The 19,293-nt window shown below is 37.7% G+C and carries 14 protein-coding genes; 6 read left to right on the top strand and 8 right to left on the bottom strand.

The genetic code is table 11. The features are described 5' to 3' along the window. Positions 1 to 780 precede the first annotated feature (780 nt). A complete protein-coding gene (gene holA, locus D5R40_RS08000; protein WP_124146287.1) occupies positions 781 to 1,782 on the bottom strand; it encodes a DNA polymerase III subunit delta in 1,002 nt (333 codons plus the stop codon). A 33-nt stretch (positions 1,783 to 1,815) separates the two neighbouring features. Here holA and D5R40_RS07995 point away from each other — a divergent pair, with 33 nt between their 5' ends. The 4 genes from D5R40_RS07995 to D5R40_RS39280 all read left to right on the top strand — a co-directional run bounded on the left by D5R40_RS07995 (position 1,816) and on the right by D5R40_RS39280 (position 6,091). Further along, positions 1,816 to 2,595 carry a DUF1868 domain-containing protein gene (locus tag D5R40_RS07995; protein WP_124146288.1) on the top strand — a complete coding sequence of 260 codons (780 nt, stop codon included), beginning with the start codon at positions 1,816 to 1,818 and terminating at the stop codon, positions 2,593 to 2,595. Positions 2,596 to 3,317: 722 nt separating this feature from the next. Next, on the top strand, positions 3,318 to 4,574 hold the full coding sequence (gene cbiE, locus D5R40_RS07990) for a precorrin-6y C5,15-methyltransferase (decarboxylating) subunit CbiE (RefSeq protein WP_124146289.1): 1,257 nt from the start codon (positions 3,318 to 3,320) through the stop codon (positions 4,572 to 4,574). 361 nt (positions 4,575 to 4,935) lie between these two features. Beyond that, positions 4,936 to 5,349 carry a hypothetical protein gene (locus tag D5R40_RS39285; protein WP_240041549.1) on the top strand — a complete coding sequence of 138 codons (414 nt, stop codon included), beginning with the start codon at positions 4,936 to 4,938 and terminating at the stop codon, positions 5,347 to 5,349. Between the two features lie 34 nt (positions 5,350 to 5,383). Further along, on the top strand, positions 5,384 to 6,091 hold the full coding sequence (locus D5R40_RS39280; protein WP_205127342.1) for an RNA-guided endonuclease InsQ/TnpB family protein: 708 nt from the start codon (positions 5,384 to 5,386) through the stop codon (positions 6,089 to 6,091). A gap of 590 nt (positions 6,092 to 6,681) precedes the next feature. On the opposite strand, the gene D5R40_RS07980 is transcribed toward D5R40_RS39280, so the two are convergent. Further along, a complete protein-coding gene (locus D5R40_RS07980; protein WP_124154468.1) occupies positions 6,682 to 7,713 on the bottom strand; it encodes a PEP-CTERM sorting domain-containing protein in 1,032 nt (343 codons plus the stop codon). Positions 7,714 to 8,730: 1,017 nt separating this feature from the next. Beyond that, a complete protein-coding gene (gene carB / locus D5R40_RS07975; protein WP_124146290.1) occupies positions 8,731 to 11,961 on the bottom strand; it encodes a carbamoyl-phosphate synthase large subunit in 3,231 nt (1,076 codons plus the stop codon). Between the two features lie 430 nt (positions 11,962 to 12,391). On the opposite strand from carB, the gene D5R40_RS07970 reads away from it, so the two are divergent. Both D5R40_RS07970 and D5R40_RS07965 read left to right on the top strand, forming a co-directional pair. Next, the gene (locus tag D5R40_RS07970) at positions 12,392 to 12,643 is read left to right on the top strand and encodes a hypothetical protein (protein WP_124146291.1); all 252 of its coding nucleotides are present in this window, start codon (positions 12,392 to 12,394) and stop codon (positions 12,641 to 12,643) included. A gap of 347 nt (positions 12,644 to 12,990) precedes the next feature. Beyond that, positions 12,991 to 13,977: an ROK family protein gene (locus D5R40_RS07965; RefSeq protein ID WP_124146292.1), complete on the top strand. Its 987-nt coding sequence runs from the start codon at positions 12,991 to 12,993 to the stop codon at positions 13,975 to 13,977. A 635-nt stretch (positions 13,978 to 14,612) separates the two neighbouring features. On the opposite strand, the gene D5R40_RS07960 is transcribed toward D5R40_RS07965, so the two are convergent. The 5 genes from D5R40_RS07960 to D5R40_RS07940 all read right to left on the bottom strand — a co-directional run bounded on the left by D5R40_RS07960 (position 14,613) and on the right by D5R40_RS07940 (position 19,196). Next, positions 14,613 to 15,041, bottom strand: coding sequence for a hypothetical protein (locus tag D5R40_RS07960; protein WP_124146293.1), 429 nt, complete (start codon positions 15,039 to 15,041; stop codon positions 14,613 to 14,615). A 442-nt stretch (positions 15,042 to 15,483) separates the two neighbouring features. Beyond that, positions 15,484 to 17,205 carry a CTP synthase gene (gene pyrG, locus D5R40_RS07955; RefSeq protein ID WP_124154467.1) on the bottom strand — a complete coding sequence of 574 codons (1,722 nt, stop codon included), beginning with the start codon at positions 17,203 to 17,205 and terminating at the stop codon, positions 15,484 to 15,486. A gap of 407 nt (positions 17,206 to 17,612) precedes the next feature. Further along, complete coding sequence (locus D5R40_RS07950) at positions 17,613 to 17,879, bottom strand: DUF3146 family protein (RefSeq protein WP_124146295.1); 267 nt, start codon at positions 17,877 to 17,879, stop codon at positions 17,613 to 17,615. A 315-nt stretch (positions 17,880 to 18,194) separates the two neighbouring features. After that, positions 18,195 to 18,839, bottom strand: coding sequence for an aminoacyl-tRNA hydrolase (gene pth / locus D5R40_RS07945; protein ID WP_124146296.1), 645 nt, complete (start codon positions 18,837 to 18,839; stop codon positions 18,195 to 18,197). Positions 18,840 to 18,923: 84 nt separating this feature from the next. Beyond that, on the bottom strand, positions 18,924 to 19,196 hold the full coding sequence (locus tag D5R40_RS07940) for a TatA/E family twin arginine-targeting protein translocase (protein ID WP_124154466.1): 273 nt from the start codon (positions 19,194 to 19,196) through the stop codon (positions 18,924 to 18,926). Positions 19,197 to 19,293: the final 97 nt, after the last annotated feature.

The following is a 19,293-nucleotide window of genomic DNA, read 5'->3' as shown; positions in this document are numbered from 1 at the left end:
GGGGGAGCGAATCCCCATGTAATTTTCCTCCTGTCTCCTGTCTCCTGTCTCCTGTCTCCTTCTTCAAACCTTAGTTTATAAATTCATCGACTTTACTCTATTAACTGCAATCTTATTACCACTAATTTTTAGCTCGTCCAGATTTTCCTCCACAACAAATTAAATTAATTTCTATAGGCTGACCAATCGCCGATGATTTCAGAATCAGAAAACCTACTACTTGGATTGTATATTAGCAGAAATTATCAATTGTTAACAATATCTAATAATTAAAAATTGCTTCTTATCTGTCTATACCTGTAGTTATATTTGTCTAAATCATATTATGATGCTTAATAGAAGCTCTAATTTTTTTACTTAGTGTCAATAAATTAGAAAACTTATGAATAGTTTAGCTGATTATGGGATGCGAATCCTATTAATTTTATAAATTTTTAAGAATAGTGATTTGAGGGGGCATTAAAGATTAAAAATTATGCTAGCGTTAATTGTTAAATATTTTCTAGGTTTTTTCCTGTTGGTAATTTAATAGCTTTAATATGTCCTGAATAAATATCTCCAACAATGATGATGGGGAGGGAAAACCTGAAAATAAACTATATGAATTTACTCAGACCAATGGGGGGTGTTTGAATTATCTTTTTATTTTGGGTTTAATACCCCGCACCTCATGAGCGGTGTTTACAATTGGTTGGGATTTGAGTCCCCATCCACCTCTTCCTTCTTCAAGGCCATAATAATTCCGATGTCCTAAATTTTGACTCCCAGCCGATAATAGTTCTACGATTTTTTACTGAAGATATTTTTCTGAGAAAACACCTGACAAAGTTCTATTACTTTAGTTTGTAGTGTAGATATTTGCTCTTTTCCTTGCTTGAGACTTACTTCTAGCTCTAGTAATAAAGGTAAGGTTTTCTGTAATTGATTTAAGGACAAAGAATTGACCTCTTGTCGTAAAAAATATATCCTTTTAGGGTTGCCTATTTCCGCAGCTTGAGCGATCGCTTTTTCATCTCGCTCCCCTGTCTCTATCATTAGTTTTACCCAAAACCATATTCTAAATTGGCCTACTAGAGTAGCCACTATTCGTAATGGATGTTCATTGTGGGCAATTAAATCTGCGACTAACTCCAAAGCTTTAACCGTATCACCTAAACGAATTGCTGTAGCTAACTTTAAACTACTTTGAGTCTGAGAACCGACTAGAGTAGTAATTACTTCTAAGTCCACTACAGAATCTCCAGATACATATAGCTGTAATTTAGTCAACTCACTATGAAGTTGTCGGCGATCGTTACCTAAAGCTTCTGCTAAAAAAGTAACCCCACTAGAATTAAGCTTGACTCCTACTTCCTGAGCCATTTCTTTGACTTGCTGCTCCAATAACTCTGTTTTCCAAGGAGGAATAGGAGAGAAATCTCTAACCTCAGCCCATTTTTGGATCAATTTTGTGGACTTAAGTCTTTGATCAGGTTTATTGGGCGTAGTCAACAATAGCAGAGTAGTTTCAGGAATCAGAGGTAGAGTACTTTCCAAATTTTCCAATAGATTTTGTGAACAATGCTGAGTTATATTAGTATCGACTAGCCAGACAAAACGACTACCAGAACCAAAAGGAGGAGTCATGGCCTGATTCAATCCAGTTTGAACAGCATCTATTGCTGGCAAAATTTTGTCATAGTTAAAGCTAGCCCAGTTAGGATCGAGGACAGATTCACGCAAAGCATTAGCTGCTAGCATCATTGAATATTCATCCTCGCCAAAGTATAGGTAAATTGGCATAAGAAGCTATTTTTTGATAAGGGGCGATTAAGATTGGACGATACATATCAGGACTACATTAACCGAGTAGCACAGACAACCTTGCTATCAAGTTACAAATCTCAGTTGGAATATATCCAACAGTCTCCGAAATTCACTAAACTGGATGGCCAAATTGAGGCTAATAATTTTCCTGGCTATTCTGTGATTACTCCACCGGGGGAAGAAGACTCGCAAAACGGCAACTTTTATCAGTATTTGCAACAATCTCAACAACTATTGGTAGAACTATTGGGAACTAATTTAATGATTCCCGTGCCTGGCAATAGTTTTCATTTAACCTTAGCTGATTTAATTTGGGAAAGTGCCTTTCTAAATGCTAGTCAAAGTAATCCTCAATTTGAAGAAAAACTACGCTCTTGTATTGCTGAAAGTTTTCAAGAGTTATCTATTGCCAAAAATGGCCATCAAGCCCGCTGGCAAGTTTTAGGAATTGTAGTAATGACTAGAGCTATTGGTGTTTGTCTCGTCCCAAAAGATGAAAGTTCTTATGATCGGATTCTACAACTACGTCGGTCAATTTATCAAAATCCTAATTTCATTGCTTTAGGTATTGAACAGCAATATCACTTTACTGCTCATATTACCTTGGGATATTTTGGGGAAATTCCATCAGATTTAGATACTGCTGCTGTGGGAGATGGGATTTTAGAATTAAATAATCAATGGTTGGAAAGCAATTCAGAAATGTTATTGCATCGGGGAGAACTCCGAAAGTTTGATAATATGGTACGGTATTATCGACAACCAGATTGGCCTGTTGTAGATTTGTAATTAGGGTTTGCCCTCAAAAGTCTTTCTCCTAGGTGTAGGAGATAGGAGACAGGAGACAGGAGACAGGAGACAGGAAAAATGGGAATGAGTGAGGAGCTAGGAGTAAGAATTGTCCCAAGATTGTTCTGCCCAAATCTTGACCAAAATTCGCTCATTTTTGAACTATTACCACTTAAAACCTCGCACTTTTTGATACTTAACAAGGCTAAAACCTTTATCTATAAAGACTTTTAGATTTAATCAGCAAGCCCTAATTAAATTAGGCCAGAAATAATATAGGGAATAGGGAATAGGTAGGGACTTTGTATTCAAAGTCCCTACAGATTATTTCGTTTACGGGTTGTTTGGGAGCAAGTAATGAAAGGGGTATTCATAATTCTGATGTTGATTACGGTTAGTCCAAATATCTTAATTCTGATGTTGATTCACCAACGCCATTTTTTGACTTGATAAGTTAGAATTTTGATCGTAACTTGTCCTTAAGGGCAGAGTTGAAAAATTGTATTTGGAGTATTTTATATGGCGTTGCATATTTGCGGGATGAATTAGTGTGGGGAGTGTGGAGGGCGTTACATATTTGCGCATTGGAATTATAGTTTTAGAAAAAGAAGGAAGTATACAAAGATGTGTTACCTTTTTTGCAAAGATTCACCCCTGAGTTCAGCAGCGCCTTTTATATAATTCCTACGGACTACTGACTACTGATATAGCTATAAATTATCGTGAGTATAAATGTTATTGGCATAGGTTTAGATGGAGTTGTTGGACTAAATGAGTCAGTGCGGAAAATTGTTGAAAGGGCGACTGTGTTAGTAGGAAGCGATCGCCATCTCCGTTATTTCCCTAATCATTCTGCCGAAATTATTGTACTGGAAGATATACTTGAGACAATTGTAGAAATACGACAGCATTTAGATATCCCCAACAGTTGTATCGTAGTTTTAACTTCAGGAGACCCTTTATTTTTTGGCTTAGGGCGACTATTAGTAACTCATTTTCCGCCAGAAAAATTAAGGTTTTATCCGCATCTGAGTTCGGTACAATTAGCTTTTAGTCGCCTTAAAATTCCTTGGCAAGATGCTAAAATAATTAGCGTTCATGGTCGCTCAATGGATGAGTTGATTCAAGCACTGCAGCAGGGAATTGAGAAAATAGCAGTGTTAACAGACCATACTCATACACCAAAGGCGATCGCTAGTTTGTTATTAAGTTTAGATTTACCAATTGACTATCATTTTTGGGTCTGTGAAAATATAGGTAGTGAGGATGAACGAGTTCAACAATGGTCTATAGATGAAGCAAAACAAGAAATATTTGCTCCGTTAAATGTAGTGGTATTATTACGTCAATCTAAATTAGCTAATCAATCTGTAAATTTAGCTAATTTGCCTTGGTTGGGGATACCAGATAATTATTTTTTTACTTACGATGACCGCCCAGGGTTAATGACGAAACGGGAAGTACGGGTTTTAATTTTGGCTGAGTTGGGTTTGCAACCAGGACAAATTATTTGGGATATTGGTGCTGGTAGTGGCTCTGTTTCAGTTGAAATTGCTCGCCTTTTTAGTGATTCTACAATATATGCAATTGAAAAAACTGCTGCTGGAACAAGTTTAATTGAAGAAAACTGCCGTCGCTTTCAGGTTAACAATGTAGTTTCTATTCATGGTAATGCTCCAGATATTTTGCATCACCTGCGCCCTCCCCATAGAATTTTTATTGGGGGTAGTAGTGGTAAACTTAGGAAGATTCTGGGAGTTTGTGGGATGAGGATGTTACCTGGAGGAATGATAGTATTAGCATTTACCAGTTTGGAAAATTTGCATACTGCTTTAAGTTGGGCAGAGGAAAGAAAAAAGAGCGATCGGAGTTGGAATTATCGTCTTTTGCAAGTACAGTTATCTCGATCTATACCTATAGCTAATTTAACTCGCTTTACTCCACTCAATCCAGTGAATATTATGATTATTAGTAGTTAGCACAGGGTAATGTATTTGCGATAAATGAAGGCAATCGCGGTCCTAATGGCGATATATGGATATCCTTGAAACCCTGATCAAACAATAGTTTTGAAGTGCTTGTCACCCTCAGAGGGGACTTACACAATTTTTAGATCTTTAATATAGCCTAAACTCTCTTTATGACTGGCAAATATGTCCCTGTTTTCAGTTAACCAATCAAAAAAACGGATTGATACCAAATCCAGTTTACCGAAAAGCGACGTTGAAGGCCCCCGTGTTTTAACCGGGGGATGAAAACAAGCGAGTCGCTTAGACTAGACAACTTTAGTTGTCCTGTGTTATTATTACCTACAATAACTGTTCGGTCTGCCCGTTTCAAATGTACTGTTGTCAGCAAGTTTTAGTAGGTAAAAATCCTGAATTAATTCCCATTTTAACATTCTTGTGCGAACAGTCTCACAAACTAACTAACATGGGCATATACTATGGTCGGCAATTATATTTTAAAGCCAGGATTGGTATTGGCAAGTTTGACTTGGAAAAGGTCTATAAAAGGAACTATCATTACAAAGTTTTATATTCTCAAGCAGCACAACAAACATTGAGAACTGTAGCTGAATCATTTAGGTCTTATTATGGTCTTATTATTGCCTATAATGAAGGTAAAATCTCAGACAGACCAAGGATTCCTAACTATAGAAAAAAAGGGGGAATGGCTACAGTAAGTTACCCTAAGCAAGCATTAAAACTTAAAGATAATCAAATTAGAATACCACGCTTAGAATACCTGTAAACGCTGGTTTGGAGTAGATAGCTTTTTAATTCCAATGCCTAGTAATCTAGCATTCTCTACTCTCAAAGAACTGAGAATATTACCGAGAAACAGATGTTTTTATTGGGAATTTGTTTATGAAAGAGAAGTAATAGTTAAACCTCAATTAAATCAAGAAAATGTATTAGGAATTGACCATGGTTTAAATAATTGGTTGACCTGTGTATCCAATGTAAATACTAGCTTAATTGTAGATGGGAAACAGATTAAATCAATGAATCGTTGGTACAACAAACAAGTATCAACTATTAAAGAAAATCAACCGACTGGATTTTGGTCAAATAAACTAGCTGCCATTACAGAAAAGCGTAACCGCCAAATCCGTGATGGAATTAATAAAGCAGCCAGGATAGTGATTAATCATTGTTTAAAAAATCATATTGGTACAATTGTATTTGGCTGGAATAAAGGTCAGAAAAATCAAATAGAATTAGGAAAGAAAAGTAATTCAGAATTTGTACCAATTCCGACAGCTAGACTCAAGGAAAGAATAGCTCAATTATGTGAAGAGTATGGGATTAGATTTATAGAAACTGAGGAAAGTTATACAAGTATTGCTTCATTTTTAGATGGTGACAATCTACCTAATTATGGTGAGAAACCCAATAATTGGAAACCGTCAGGAAAGAGAATAAAGCGATGCAGCGCGGTCTTGGGGGTTTCCCCCATGAGCGACTGCATCAAGACAGCGTGGTTTGTATAGAACAGGCAATAATTGGTGTATTAATGCAGACTGTAATGGGGCTGCAAATATAATCACAAAAGTAAGCAGAAAGCTAGGGTTAAACTTAAGCCGACTGTGTAGGGGCATTTTGACTTGTCCCCAAAGAATATATCTTTGGTCAGCTAAGAAGAAACGGAGCAACACGGATTTATCCTGTTGCGTAGTATCTGCTTAGAATCCCCGTGACTTAAGTCCGGGGAGTAGTCAACTAGACCATAAATAAGTAAGCTAAAATTCATATATATTAAGGTTTTATCAATAAAATATTGTAGTCTATAGTAATTGGATTTGGTATGAATTTCGATCAGATAGTGATTTATGAAGATTTAGCGGAGCAGTTTTTAGCATAGTCATCCCTGAGTTCTGGAGATTGCTTTCCTGACGGAATGCTCTGCAAATGCTGTCGCTGGCAATGACAATTGTTTTGCTGGACAAAATATTACATGAAAAAGTTGAGAGACACAACCTCATATTTTTTGGTTGCATCTTCTCAGAATCGAATATTTCGATTATACTTATAGTTAGCTTTTAAAATTGAGGTAGGTTTGCCAGAAATTAGACCTGTGAACCTACTTTTCTTCTTTTTGTCTGCGTTTCAGGGAAGTTGTACCTAAAGCACCTAAAGTTAGTAAGGCTAGTATAGAAACAGGTTCTGGAGTTTCAGTAGGAGTTTCAGTCATAGAGACACCACCAACTCCAGAGAAAGCAAAGATACCTGTATTAGGACTTCCTATGTCAGCTCCTCCTGGCACATCTGCTTGACCCAGAGAATAAACTTCCGCACCTACAGCACCTAATGCTGCCAATGCCTCAACTTCTGTGAATGCACCTCCATAAAAGATATTAAAGCTCTTGGAATCTCCACTACCTAGTGAGCCAAATCCAAAATCAAACAAAGCACCATGATCGCTAGGACCACTATCAACTGCATCTCCTGTGAATAATCTCGAAGATCGGCTAGATAAGGGATTAGCACTAGCAAACCCATCATCACTAGCAAATAGTACATTAGTTGCTTCCTCTGTTCCTTGAATAGTTACAAATTCACGAAAAGCAGTAGGTTCAATGTCCCAATCCATAACGCGCCGATAGCGAACATCATCCACTGAAGAACTACTAATGTTCTCGATAGTTACCTCTACATCATATAAGAAAGGAGTTTCGCTAGAAGGTTTGTAATCATGAGTGACTAGAAAAACATCATCAATTGATACTACTGAAGTAGCTGTAGTTGAAGTAGCAGTAAAACTTACTAAATCCAGGTTTTGAACACCATCAATATCAACGTTAGCATAACCAGTGAGACCAGATGCAGCATCAGCAACACCCCACCCCTCAGCTATCAAACCAGGGGCAGTAAATTCTGCACCGGTAGGAAGAAATCGTAAACCGACAGTTGTTGTTCCTACTCCACTAGAAGGAGTACCTCCAGGTATATTCAAATGTCCCTCATCGTTAACTCCAATTTGAATAACTCCATTACTAATAATGGCAGCAGCATTAGCCGCTTGGGTATGAGCGACAGTGGCACCTAAAGTCATTAAGCCTACTGTTGCTGTGGCTACTGATAGTTGTTTAACATTTGAAAGCTTTTTCAACATGATTAAATTTCCTGAGTTAAGATTTATTGCCTACAACATTAATCTACCCCCCCCCGAAATTTTCGCAACCCTTTTTGTCTAATTTTACAGAATCTTTAATTTCATCTACGGTGTTTTTAGTAGTTAAAATTAGTGGAATTAACTACTAGATAAAGGCTTGAGGTGTATAGCTATGGCAACAGTACTTATAAAGTTTTGATTAAGCTAGACTAAGTTTTCCGGATATTATGCTTAAATAATAGTCTTATTACGGCTTCAGATAAATTATAGAAATTTTTATTGGTTAGTACATCTAAAAAGGCTGGAAGTGATATAATAAAACTTTGTATAAAAAATATTCTCAAGATAGTGGAATTTTATTTGGAGTTGTAGATTAACAGAGCGATCGCTAGGTGCGTTACTACGGAAATTTTCAATTTATAGCAACTTTGTGGCATGAAAGTAGCGATCGCAAAGGGAAGTAAAAAGTTGAGGGGGTGATAAATTAAACTTTGCTCCCTCTTTATTAGTTAACTGTTAGCTAAAGTTAATGAAATAGGTAGGCACAAATATAGCGCTGTGCGCAGGCAACAGGCAACAGGCAACAGGGGGAATAAAAGACCGATAATACAAGACTTTTAGCTATTGGAAACCTCTTGTAATTTGTAAATATGCCAGCGCACATTGCTATAATTAGTGAGACTTACACAAAACAGAAGTAGAAAATAGGCTCAAAATTCCCTGATCTAGACTGACTATAAGCCATTTTTAGACCATAAAATGTCTAAGTACCACTACTTTTTTATAAGAATCTTTTTGAAAAATGTAGGGACGTTCCATGAAACATCCCTACGGGGTTGACTGTTGGTTGTAAAATTAAGACCTCTCCCCCAACCCCTCTCCTGCTTTTGGAATATTCTCCCCCTTCCCTACAAGGGAAGGGGGTTGGGGGGTTAGGTTATACTACTGTCTCCTAACTCCTGTATGCTGACTCCTTCTTTCATTCTGACTCCTGACTCCTGTATGCTGACTCCTTCTTCAATAATAATCCTGCATCGCCTTCACTTCCAACACTTCAGACTTCAACGCTCGAATCGCCGCCGCCGTTGCTTTCGCACCAGCAATAGTCGTAATTAATGGCACCTTATAATCTAACGAACTCCGCCGAATTTTAATCCCATCAGCACGCGCTTCCTCCCCAGAAGGAGTCGTAATAATCAACTGAATTTCTCCATTTTTAATCCCATCCAAAACATTTGGTCGCCCTTCATGCAACTTCAACATCAACCCCACATCCAAACCATGCAAACACAATACCTTCCGAGTTCCCTCAGTAGCTATCACTTTCAAACCCAACTCAATCAAGTCCTTAACCACTGGCACAACTGCTTCTTTATGGCGATCGCTCATCGACACAAACACTGTACCCTCTAAAGGTAATTTTTGCCCTGCGGATAACTGTGCTTTGGCAAAAGCTTTACCAAAGTCAACATCAATACCCATCGCTTCTCCAGTAGAGCGCATTTCCGGTCCTAATATTGTGTCTGTACCGGGGAATTTCGCAAACGGTAACACCGCCTCTTTCACAGAAACGTGTTCGGGTATCTGTTCCTCCACAAAACCCAATTCCTCTAACTTTTTTCCAGACATGACTCGCGATGCCATTTTTGCCAAGGGTGTTCCTATTGCCTTAGACACAAAAGGTACTGTTCGCGACGCACGGGGGTTTGCCTCCAAAATATATACTGTTTCCCCTTGCACCGCAAACTGAATATTCATCAACCCGATAACATTCAACGCTTTTGCCAGAGCAACAGTCCATTTACGAATTGTTTCCACTGCAGCAGGAGCTAAAGTTTGATAAGGAATAGAACAAGCAGAGTCACCAGAGTGAATACCTGCCTCTTCAATATGTTCCATTATTCCACCAATAACCACCTGACCAGTACTATCTGCAATGGCATCCACATCCACTTCAATCGCATTTTCTAGGAACTTGTCAATCAAAATCGGATGTTCCGGTTCCACCTGTACCGCAAACTTCATATAACGCTCTAACTCTTGGTCAGAATAAACAATTTCCATTGCCCTGCCTCCCAAAACATAGGATGGTCGCACTACTACCGGATAACCTATTTTCTGCGCCACCTCCAACGCATCCTCAAAACTGCGGGCGAGACCGTTAGCAGCTTGACGAATATCTAAATCTCGCAAAATCTGCTCAAACCTTTCTCGGTCTTCTGCGGTATCGATAGAGTCTGGGGAAGTTCCCCAAATTTTTGTTTTAGTTTCTGTTTGCTCTAAATATTTTTGCAGAGGAACCGCTAACTTCAGAGGTGTTTGTCCGCCAAACTGAACGATAATTCCTTCCGGGTTTTCCGCCTCAATAATATTTAGTACATCTTCTTTAGTTAAAGGTTCAAAATAAAGGCGATCGCTCGTATCATAGTCAGTCGAAACAGTTTCGGGATTAGAGTTAACCATAATTGTTTCAAACCCATCTTCTCCCAGAGCATAACTAGCATGACAACAACAATAATCAAATTCTATTCCCTGACCAATGCGGTTAGGTCCCCCTCCCAGAATCATTACTTTCCGTTTTTCAGAAGGCAAAACTTCTGACTCTTCTTCATAAGTAGAATAATAGTAAGGTGTCAGTGCTTCAAATTCTGCTGCACAAGTATCCACCGTTTTATAAGCAGGTTTAATACCCAAACTCAACCGATAACTTCTGACCTCATCCTCATCAGTCTTACTACAATATGCAATTTGGCTATCGCTAAAACCTTGCCGTTTAATATCCCACATCTGCTCTTTTGTTAATTCGTTGAGCGGAGTGCGCTTAATCAATTTTTCTGTATCGGTCAACTCCCGCATCTTATCCAGAAACCAAATATCAATTCCCGTCAACTCATATATTTCTTCTACAGTCATTCCCAGTAACAAAGCATGACGTACTGTAAACATTCTCTCTGGGTTAGGTGTGCGTAACCCGGAGCGTACTTGTTCTAAACTGGGTAACTTTTCCCAGCGATCGCTACCAAAACCTGCCCTACCTGTTTCCAAAGACCGCAATGCTTTCTGAAACGACTCCTGGAATGTCCTACCTATTGCCATTGCTTCTCCCACCGACTTCATTTGAGTAGTCAGCACTGCTTGGGAACCGGGAAATTTCTCAAAAGCAAACCTAGGAATTTTCGTGACAACATAATCTATAGTTGGTTCAAAACTAGCTGGTGTCTTTTTAGTAATATCATTAGGAATTTCATCTAAGGTGTAACCCACTGCTAATTTTGCTGCCATTTTAGCAATAGGAAAACCAGTAGCTTTTGACGCCAAAGCTGAAGAGCGACTCACCCGTGGGTTCATTTCAATCACAATCACATCTCCATTTACTGGGTTGACTGCAAATTGAATATTGGAACCCCCAGTTTCCACCCCTATTTCCCGGATAATTTTAATCGAAGCATCTCGCAGTCGTTGATATTCCTTATCCGTTAACGTTTGAGCTGGAGCAACAGTGATTGAGTCTCCAGTATGTACACCCATCGGGTCAATATTTTCGATCGAACAGATAATTACTACATTATCTGCTAAGTCTCGCATTACCTCCAATTCATATTCTTTCCAACCAATCAACGATTTTTCCACTAGGATTTGAGATACTGGACTAGCATCTATCCCTGCTTGTGCCATTACTTCGTATTCTTCCTGATTGTAAGCAATACCTCCTCCTGTCCCTCCCAGTGTGAAAGCAGGGCGAATAATTAGGGGATAAGTACCAATTTCATTAGCGATCGCTTTTGCCTCTTCCCAGTTGCTAGCAATACCCGATGGACAAACCGGAATACCAATTCGAGCCATTGCTTCCTTGAATAGCAGTCGGTCTTCGGCCATTTCAATTGCTGGTAGTTTAGCCCCGATTAACTCAACACCATACTTAGCTAAAGTACCATTTTTGGCCAAAGATACTGATATATTTAAAGCTGTCTGACCGCCCATTGTGGGTAGGAGAGCATCTGGTCGTTCTTTGGCAATGACTTTTTCTACAAGTTCAGGAGTCAGGGGTTCGATGTAAGTACATTCGGCAATTTCTGGGTCTGTCATAATTGTAGCTGGATTGGAGTTGACCAGCACAACCTCAAATCCTTCTTCTCTAAGAGCTTTACAAGCTTGTGTACCACTATAATCAAATTCACAAGCTTGGCCAATTACAATCGGACCAGAACCAACAAGTAGAATTTTGCGTATATCTTGGCGACGCGGCATAGATTTATATTTATTTGTTTGACAATTAAGGGTTAATTCACAGTATTTTAAGGGTGAGTATAGTTGTAGTGTTATGATATACAGACCAATTTTATATTTGGGCATTTAAATGATGAGTTTTAAATACTCTGAAAAAAAGAATAGGGAATGATTAATTGTTAATTTAATTAATTATATAATCCTCCTATATGATGATTAATTAATCTGACTTAATAGAAGTCGGAATTAATATTTTTAACTTTTGTCCAAGAAATAAGGTCTCAGACCTTTCCTTCCTTTTAAAAGGATCGGGAGTTACGCAAAATATGAAAATATAAACCACCTGTAGGGGTTAATGGCAGTTAATCCCTATTAGATATAGTCCCTCTGCTTTAGTAGTAGGTACTGATAACTAATAACTGATAATTGGTAACTGATAACTGATAAAGATATGCCTAGAAACCCTGATGAATTTGCCATACACCTGATTTTACAAGGTGGCGCTCGCGAAGAAGTACGTTTTCTGACTCTTAAAGAATTTCAAACTTGGTACAGTGGCGTTATAGTTCCAAAGCATGATTCTCCAGAGTTTGTAAATGTGCCAATTAAGACTATTCAAGGAGAATATATGGTTGTTCGTCCCTCTGCTATAATTGCTATCCGGGTTGAACCTATATTTAATTCTAGTGTTGAAAGATTTTAAGTGAAGTTCTCTGCCGTTGAATCTGATATCATGTCCGCTTAATTAGCAATAATAAAGTTTTTGTTTGTAGTTTTGCTCTAGCCCTTGCAATACTTAATATTATTGCTAAAGTAAAACTACGCAGCTCTATTATAACTGTTCTACCGTAAGGGTAGCTCCCCCGAAGGGGACAAATTATATGGGATGATAACGGGAACTTCAAAACAAGGATAACTGTACCCAATTTCCTGATGAAGTTTCTTGTTTTGTTGAGGCAATGCTACGCTTTACATATCCCGTTTGCGCCCTTCATAACCTAGGAAAGCGTTAACGTGCGTTGTGTGACAGCTAAACACAGACTAACTAACATGAATATTCAGGTAATAGGTATTGATATAGGGGGAACGGCAATTAAACTGGGGCGTTTTGACAAAGATGGAGTTTGTCATCAATTTTTAAATGTGCCAACTCCTCAACCTGCAACCCCAAAAGCAGTAGTTGATGTGATGGTAGAAGCAATTTTGTTATTGCAACGCTCTGCGAACTCTGGTTTAAGATCTAATTCTTCACTCAACAATTATAGTGTTAATCCACTTGATTTATCTGTAGCTAAATCTCAACCAGATAACTCAGCAGTTATTCAAGCAATAGGTATTGGAGTACCTGGCCCTACTGATGTCCAAGGTAGAATATCTAAAGTAGCAATTAATTTGACAGATTGGCAAAATGTTCCCTTGGCTGAGTGTTTGGAGGAAAAGACAGGTTTAGCAGTAGTTTTGGCTAATGATGCTAATTGTGCTGGTTTAGGAGAATCTTGGCTAGGGGCAGGTCGTTCGTTTAAAAATATGATTATGCTTACTCTGGGTACTGGTGTTGGGGGAGCAATTATTTTAGATGGTCAATTGTTTGTAGGTCATTTAGGTGCTGCGGGAGAGTTAGGGTTAATTACTGTGAACCCGGACGGGCCAGAGTGTAACAGTGGTAATAGTGGGTCTCTAGAACAATATGTTTCTGTTCAGGCAATTCGTCGAGCTACTGGTAAAGAACCATTGGAGTTAGCAAATTTGGCTCAAACTGGAGACAAATTTGCCCTAGAATTCTGGGAATATTATGGCAGACTTTTGGGTGCAGGTTTGGCAAGTTTGATTTATATCTTGACACCAGAAGCTGTAATTATTGGAGGGGGAGTGAGTGCTGGTGCAGAACTTTTTTTGCCTGTAGCTAAAGCAGAAATTGAGAGACGAGTTTTGTTGAGTTCTCGTTTAGGCTTAAAATTATTAACGGCTAAATTAGGTAATCATGCTGGTATTGTAGGAGCTGCTAAATTAGCTTGGGCAAGTTTGCATAATAATTAGACATCTCCTACAAAAGAGGGAGTGGGGAAGTGCTTACTAAGGGTTTTTACCTTTGATGTCAAAGAAGTGTGGGACACCCAACCCTAACTCCTCCCAGGAGTGGAGTAGAGAGTTGCTAGGAGGAGCGGAGAATAGAATTTAATTAGAAAGTAGTCGGATATATTTGTCTGTTAATTTTTCGGCGTTGCACAGTGACGAATGATTTGATATTTTTGATTGAATTGGATTGTGGATTAATCAATTGCTAGAATGATTAATTAATGGTTATTTTTAGTCAAAATCTAAACCAATTTTTGGCAATATCATTCCATAATGTGCAACCCCAAGACTTTAGCCTTCTGAGATTACAAAAAAGTTAGCATTTTGGGCAAATCAAGGACAAAAAAATTGAGGGAAATTCTTACTTCTACCTCCTCTAAATTCCCCGTTTCTCCTGACTCCTGACTTCTGACTCCTACCCATAGCAAAAAACTTTATTCAGCAAACCCTAATTAATGCTAAATACCGTGACAACTATCAAAAAGGTATAACGCTAGTGTTAATTGCTTAATAATTGAAGTGCTACCTAAGTATACCATAACTTTTGGTAATTGGTATTAGACCGTCTTCCTTCTTCCTTCTTCCCTCTTCCTTCTTCAAGGTAAAGAATACCCTGTTACTTTTGTGATAAATTCCACAACCTTTTCATAAGCTTCCGGATCGATATTGGGACTAATAATAATATCTTTTGTACTATCTGGTAGCCAAAAAGTTATACGACCATTAGGTTCAGAAGCAAATGTAGTAATACAATTCAAATTTATAAACCATTCATGGCGATCGTAAATAATATGTACCCAACATTCATCATTAGTGAGACAGTTTATCTCAATCTTTTCTGTAATATATTTTATGACTAGCTGATAGTCATGTTCGCAACTTTGCTTATTTAATATAATTGGCTGACTGCTATTTGGCAACCAAAAAGTTAGTCGTTTATTTGGCTGACAAGAAAAAGCAGTAATATGATCGAGGTCGATCAAGTATTTACTTCTTTCATAATCTATTTTAATCCAGTAGGCCACATGACCCCCTCAAAGCTTTGATTTCTTGCATTTCTCCAAATTAGTGCAAGTTACTCTAAAAGTCCGATGGACACTATTGAGTTATCCTCGATCTGGTAAATTACTACTCAATAAACCTATCCCACTATTTTTAACAGGCTTATTTGTTTAAGTAAAATGTGTTTTAAAAGTTTAATTTTTTGTTTTTAACTCTCAAAATATTTAGGGTTTTTAGCAAAAATATTATTACTGGGATAGGTTCACTCAATGAAAAAGATTTATTTTTTAAATCAAGAAGTTTACCACTACTAAAAGTTTCAAATATCTAAGATAACTATCAGCGATTAATATTAGAAAATATAACAATGTTTAATGCTGTATTTAAGATTATTAGTAATCGCCTAAGATAGGGAAATTAAACTAGATAACAAACAATAATAAAAAAATTTTAGTAACTAATAATCTAGTCAGCACTTAGGATAGAACCTGTACTAACTACATTATCTTGGGTGACTTCAACATTATTTACAGACAAATCATAACATTTTTCTTGTGAACTAGCAGCTTTAAAAAAGCTATGAAATAGAGGGTGAGGAGTGCTAGGTCGAGATTGAAACTCTGGATGAAATTGTGTAGCAATAAAGAAAGGATGAGTGGGAAGTTCAATAATTTCTACTAACCTACCATCCGGAGAAGCTCCACTAATAACATATCCTGTTTCTAACAACAAGTTCCGGTAAGCATTATTAAATTCATATCTATGACGATGACGTTCATAAATCACCTCTTGCTGATAAGTCTGAAATGCTAATGTATCAGTTTGAAGACGGCAAGGATAAAGTCCCAGTCGCATAGTACCGCCCAAGTCCACTACATCTTGTTGTTCGGGTAACAAATTAATCACTGGGTTTGGTGTTTCAGGGTCAAACTCCGCACTATGGGCACATTCCAATTTTGCTATATTCCGTGCCCACTCAATTACCGCACATTGCATTCCCAGACATAACCCCAAAAAAGGAATTTTTTGCAACCGAGAATATTCAATAGCAGCTATTTTTCCATCAATACCTCTCACGCCAAACCCTCCCGGAACAATAATCCCATTCACCTTTTCCAGGTAGGTCTTTGCTCCTTTGACCTCCACATCTTCAGAACTGACCCAACGCAGATTTAAGTCCACACCAATAGCTATTGCAGCATGGCGTAATGCCTCTACCACTGATAAATAAGCATCGCTCAGTTGAATATATTTACCTACTATCGCAATTTCGATACTTGTAGTAGTAGATGATTGGACATTTTTTGTCTCTATTTCAGGATTGTTCCGATGATAAAGACGATTGACCAAAGTTTGCCACCTATCAAGATTTGGTTGACGTTGCTCCATATTTAATAATTCTAGAGCTTGCACCGCTAGTCCTTCTGTTTCTAACATTAGAGGTACTTCATAAATACTTTCGGCATCTTTTGATGTAATTACGGATGCTACAGGTACATCACAGAATTCAGACATTTTTTCTTTTAAGTTGTTGCTCAGTTGGCGATCGCATCGACAGACTAGAATATCTGGCTGAATACCAATAGAGCGCAACTCTTTGACTGAATGTTGAGTGGGCTTAGTTTTCATCTCCCCTGCCGCTGCAATCCAAGGGACTAGGGTAACATGAATATATAACACATGATTTCGTCCCACATCTTTACGAAATTGCCGAATAGCTTCTAAAAAGGGCTGAGATTCAATATCTCCTACAGTCCCCCCAATTTCTGTAATTACTACATCTGGATTAGCATTTTTGGCAACTCTATGTACCCGCTCTTTTATTTCATTGGTAATATGAGGAATAACTTGAACTGTGCTTCCTTTGTAATCGCCTCGTCTTTCTTTATTGATGACTGCTTGGTAGATTGAACCCTGGGTAACACTATTTAGGCGAGACATGGAGGTATCTGTAAATCGTTCGTAGTGACCCAAGTCTAGGTCTGTTTCTGCCCCATCTTCTGTGACAAATACTTCTCCATGTTGGAAGGGACTCATGGTACCTGGGTCTACATTGATATAGGGGTCTAATTTCAGAATAGATACGGAATAATCCCGTGATTTGAGCAAACGGCCTAAGCTTGCTGCTACAATTCCTTTACCAATACTGGAAACTACTCCACCAGTTATAAATACAAATTTACTCATAAGTTTTTTTTGAAGAAGGTTTTAGGTTTGAAGAAGGTTTTAGGTGGTAGTTTAAAGACTGGAATAATTTCATTTCTGAAGAAAGAAGGTTTTATATAGAATCCGGTTATACAGTATATATTTATAATTCTATCCACACTCCAATATTAAATCGGACTACCTCCCCACCTCCCCATCTCTCCCTACTATATAATTAAGTATTTAACCGGATTTGATATTATGTGGTAGGTTTTAGGTAGTAGGTCAAAGGCTGGAATAATTTCATTTCAATAGTTATAATTTTTTGCTTTTTTGTGTGGATTTTAAGCTATCAATACTTATAAATACTTAGATTTTAAATTATTAGTTGCTTTTCGACAGTTAATCTACATTTTCAACTAAAATCTCCCATCTAATCTAATTAATATCTAAAATTTGGCTTTAATTGTAAAATAATAATCCCCACCAGCTTCTAGTTGATAATCCCATTTTTCTAGAAACCTACCTAAAGGTTCTTGAATTAAAGCACGTCCTTGAGAAGGGCGAATGGAAAGAGTTTTTTTATGGCGAAAACCCCATTTAAAATGCCAATTAAAAGACCCAGCACTTACTTCTCCTTCGATAATGCCTTTTTGCCAAGACTGACGAGTTACTCTGACATAAGCAGTAGTTTCTGGTAAACCTTTATAACTCATTAATAGTGAAAAGTCACACTTTATATTTTATTAAAGTCAAAATTTTCAAGAAGCGGTCAGCAGTCAGCAAGATTATTTTTTTGAACGTGCGATAATAGGATTTCAACCCTTCCTAAACCATCTGGCGCAATGGTGAGTTCTCGGGGATTTTAACCCGAGCTGCTAAAAGCTGTTAACGTAGTTCCTCAGCAAGAGGATAGCTGTTAGCTCCGCATTCCGGTACGCAAATGCTAAAAGCTTATAGCTAGTTAAATTCAGATAATACACTCATCTATATAAATCAAGGCACTTTTAAATACTTGCTTAAATAGTAAATTAATCTTCTGGTAAGCTAACACTACGACTATTATAGAGACTCATTGCTTTTTCTATTCCTTGTCTCAAAGAAAGCTCTACAGCTTCTACAACTAATTTCAGCACTTGAGTCATTAATTGACTTTCCTCTGGGCTAAACTTTCCTAAAACATGACCAATAGTATTTGGATCTCTACTTTCAGCAGCAGCATTCTTTGGCTTACCTATACCTATTCGCAAACGAGGAAATTTTTGAGTCCCTAAATGAGCGATCGCTGACTTCATCCCATTATGGCCACCAGCAGACCCAGATAACCGTAGTCGCAGTCGTCCCATTGGCAAATCCATATCATCATATATAATTAGCACCGAATTTTGTGGCAATTTATACCAATCTAACACGGTACGAATTGCTTGTCCCGACTTATTCATATAAGTCAAGGGTTTGAGCAAATAAATTTTATCGGATTTTATACCTCTGCCTTCTCCAAATTCTGCTTTAAATTTTCGGTTTTCCGATAGAGAAGTATGCCACATATTGGCTATACTATCAACTGCCGCAAATCCTATATTGTGTCTAGTTCTTTCGTATTTTTGCTCTGGATTTCCCAAACCTACAATTAATTGAGGAATCACTAAATTTTGCCCTGATGCCACCTCTTTCATTACGTTAAGAATTAAAATTAAATCGTCAAAAATATTATCTTTTTTTGGATTGGCTCAGGTGAAATTTTTCTCTACTTTTATCAACTAGCTTTTCTGACTTGTCTCTGTAGGAGAAGAAACAGTTACTACTTTTTCTGACTCTGATTCAGGTGCATACTGACTAACTTGAGACCCTTCTTCTAACTGTTTTGCCTCTCGTTTAAACTCATTTTCAAACTCTTTAGCTCCTGCTTTAAAACTATTTATCGCTTGCCCTAAACTACGACCAATTTCTGGTAGTTTCTTTGGACCGAATATCAAAAGAGCTACGACTAAAATTACAATCATTTCAGGCAGACCAATACCAAAAATATTCATCTTGTTTTTTACTCCTAAAACTTATCTGAGATTATTACTAAGGATATAGCTAGGGCTGGAGAAATTTTAATTAATTGAATTTCTTAGCCCTACTCTT

This window comes from Okeania hirsuta (assembly GCF_003838195.1).
GTDB classification, from domain to species: Bacteria; Cyanobacteriota; Cyanobacteriia; order Cyanobacteriales; family Microcoleaceae; genus Okeania; species Okeania hirsuta.
This window is presented reverse-complemented; position numbering and strand designations above follow the sequence as displayed.

Coding starts and splice junctions, on each gene's coding strand:
- D5R40_RS07980 (WP_124154468.1), bottom strand. CDS start 7,713: ATGTTGAAAAAGCTTTCAAATGTTAAACAACTATCAGTAGCCACAGCA.
- D5R40_RS07965 (WP_124146292.1), top strand. CDS start 12,991: ATGAATATTCAGGTAATAGGTATTGATATAGGGGGAACGGCAATTAAA.
- D5R40_RS07950 (WP_124146295.1), bottom strand. CDS start 17,879: ATGAGTTATAAAGGTTTACCAGAAACTACTGCTTATGTCAGAGTAACT.
- D5R40_RS39285 (WP_240041549.1), top strand. CDS start 4,936: ATGTACTGTTGTCAGCAAGTTTTAGTAGGTAAAAATCCTGAATTAATT.
- D5R40_RS39280 (WP_205127342.1), top strand. CDS start 5,384: ATGCCTAGTAATCTAGCATTCTCTACTCTCAAAGAACTGAGAATATTA.
- pth (WP_124146296.1), bottom strand. CDS start 18,839: ATGAAAGAGGTGGCATCAGGGCAAAATTTAGTGATTCCTCAATTAATT.
- pyrG (WP_124154467.1), bottom strand. CDS start 17,205: ATGAGTAAATTTGTATTTATAACTGGTGGAGTAGTTTCCAGTATTGGT.
- carB (WP_124146290.1), bottom strand. CDS start 11,961: ATGCCGCGTCGCCAAGATATACGCAAAATTCTACTTGTTGGTTCTGGT.
- holA (WP_124146287.1), bottom strand. CDS start 1,782: ATGCCAATTTACCTATACTTTGGCGAGGATGAATATTCAATGATGCTA.
- D5R40_RS07970 (WP_124146291.1), top strand. CDS start 12,392: ATGCCTAGAAACCCTGATGAATTTGCCATACACCTGATTTTACAAGGT.
- D5R40_RS07940 (WP_124154466.1), bottom strand. CDS start 19,196: ATGAATATTTTTGGTATTGGTCTGCCTGAAATGATTGTAATTTTAGTC.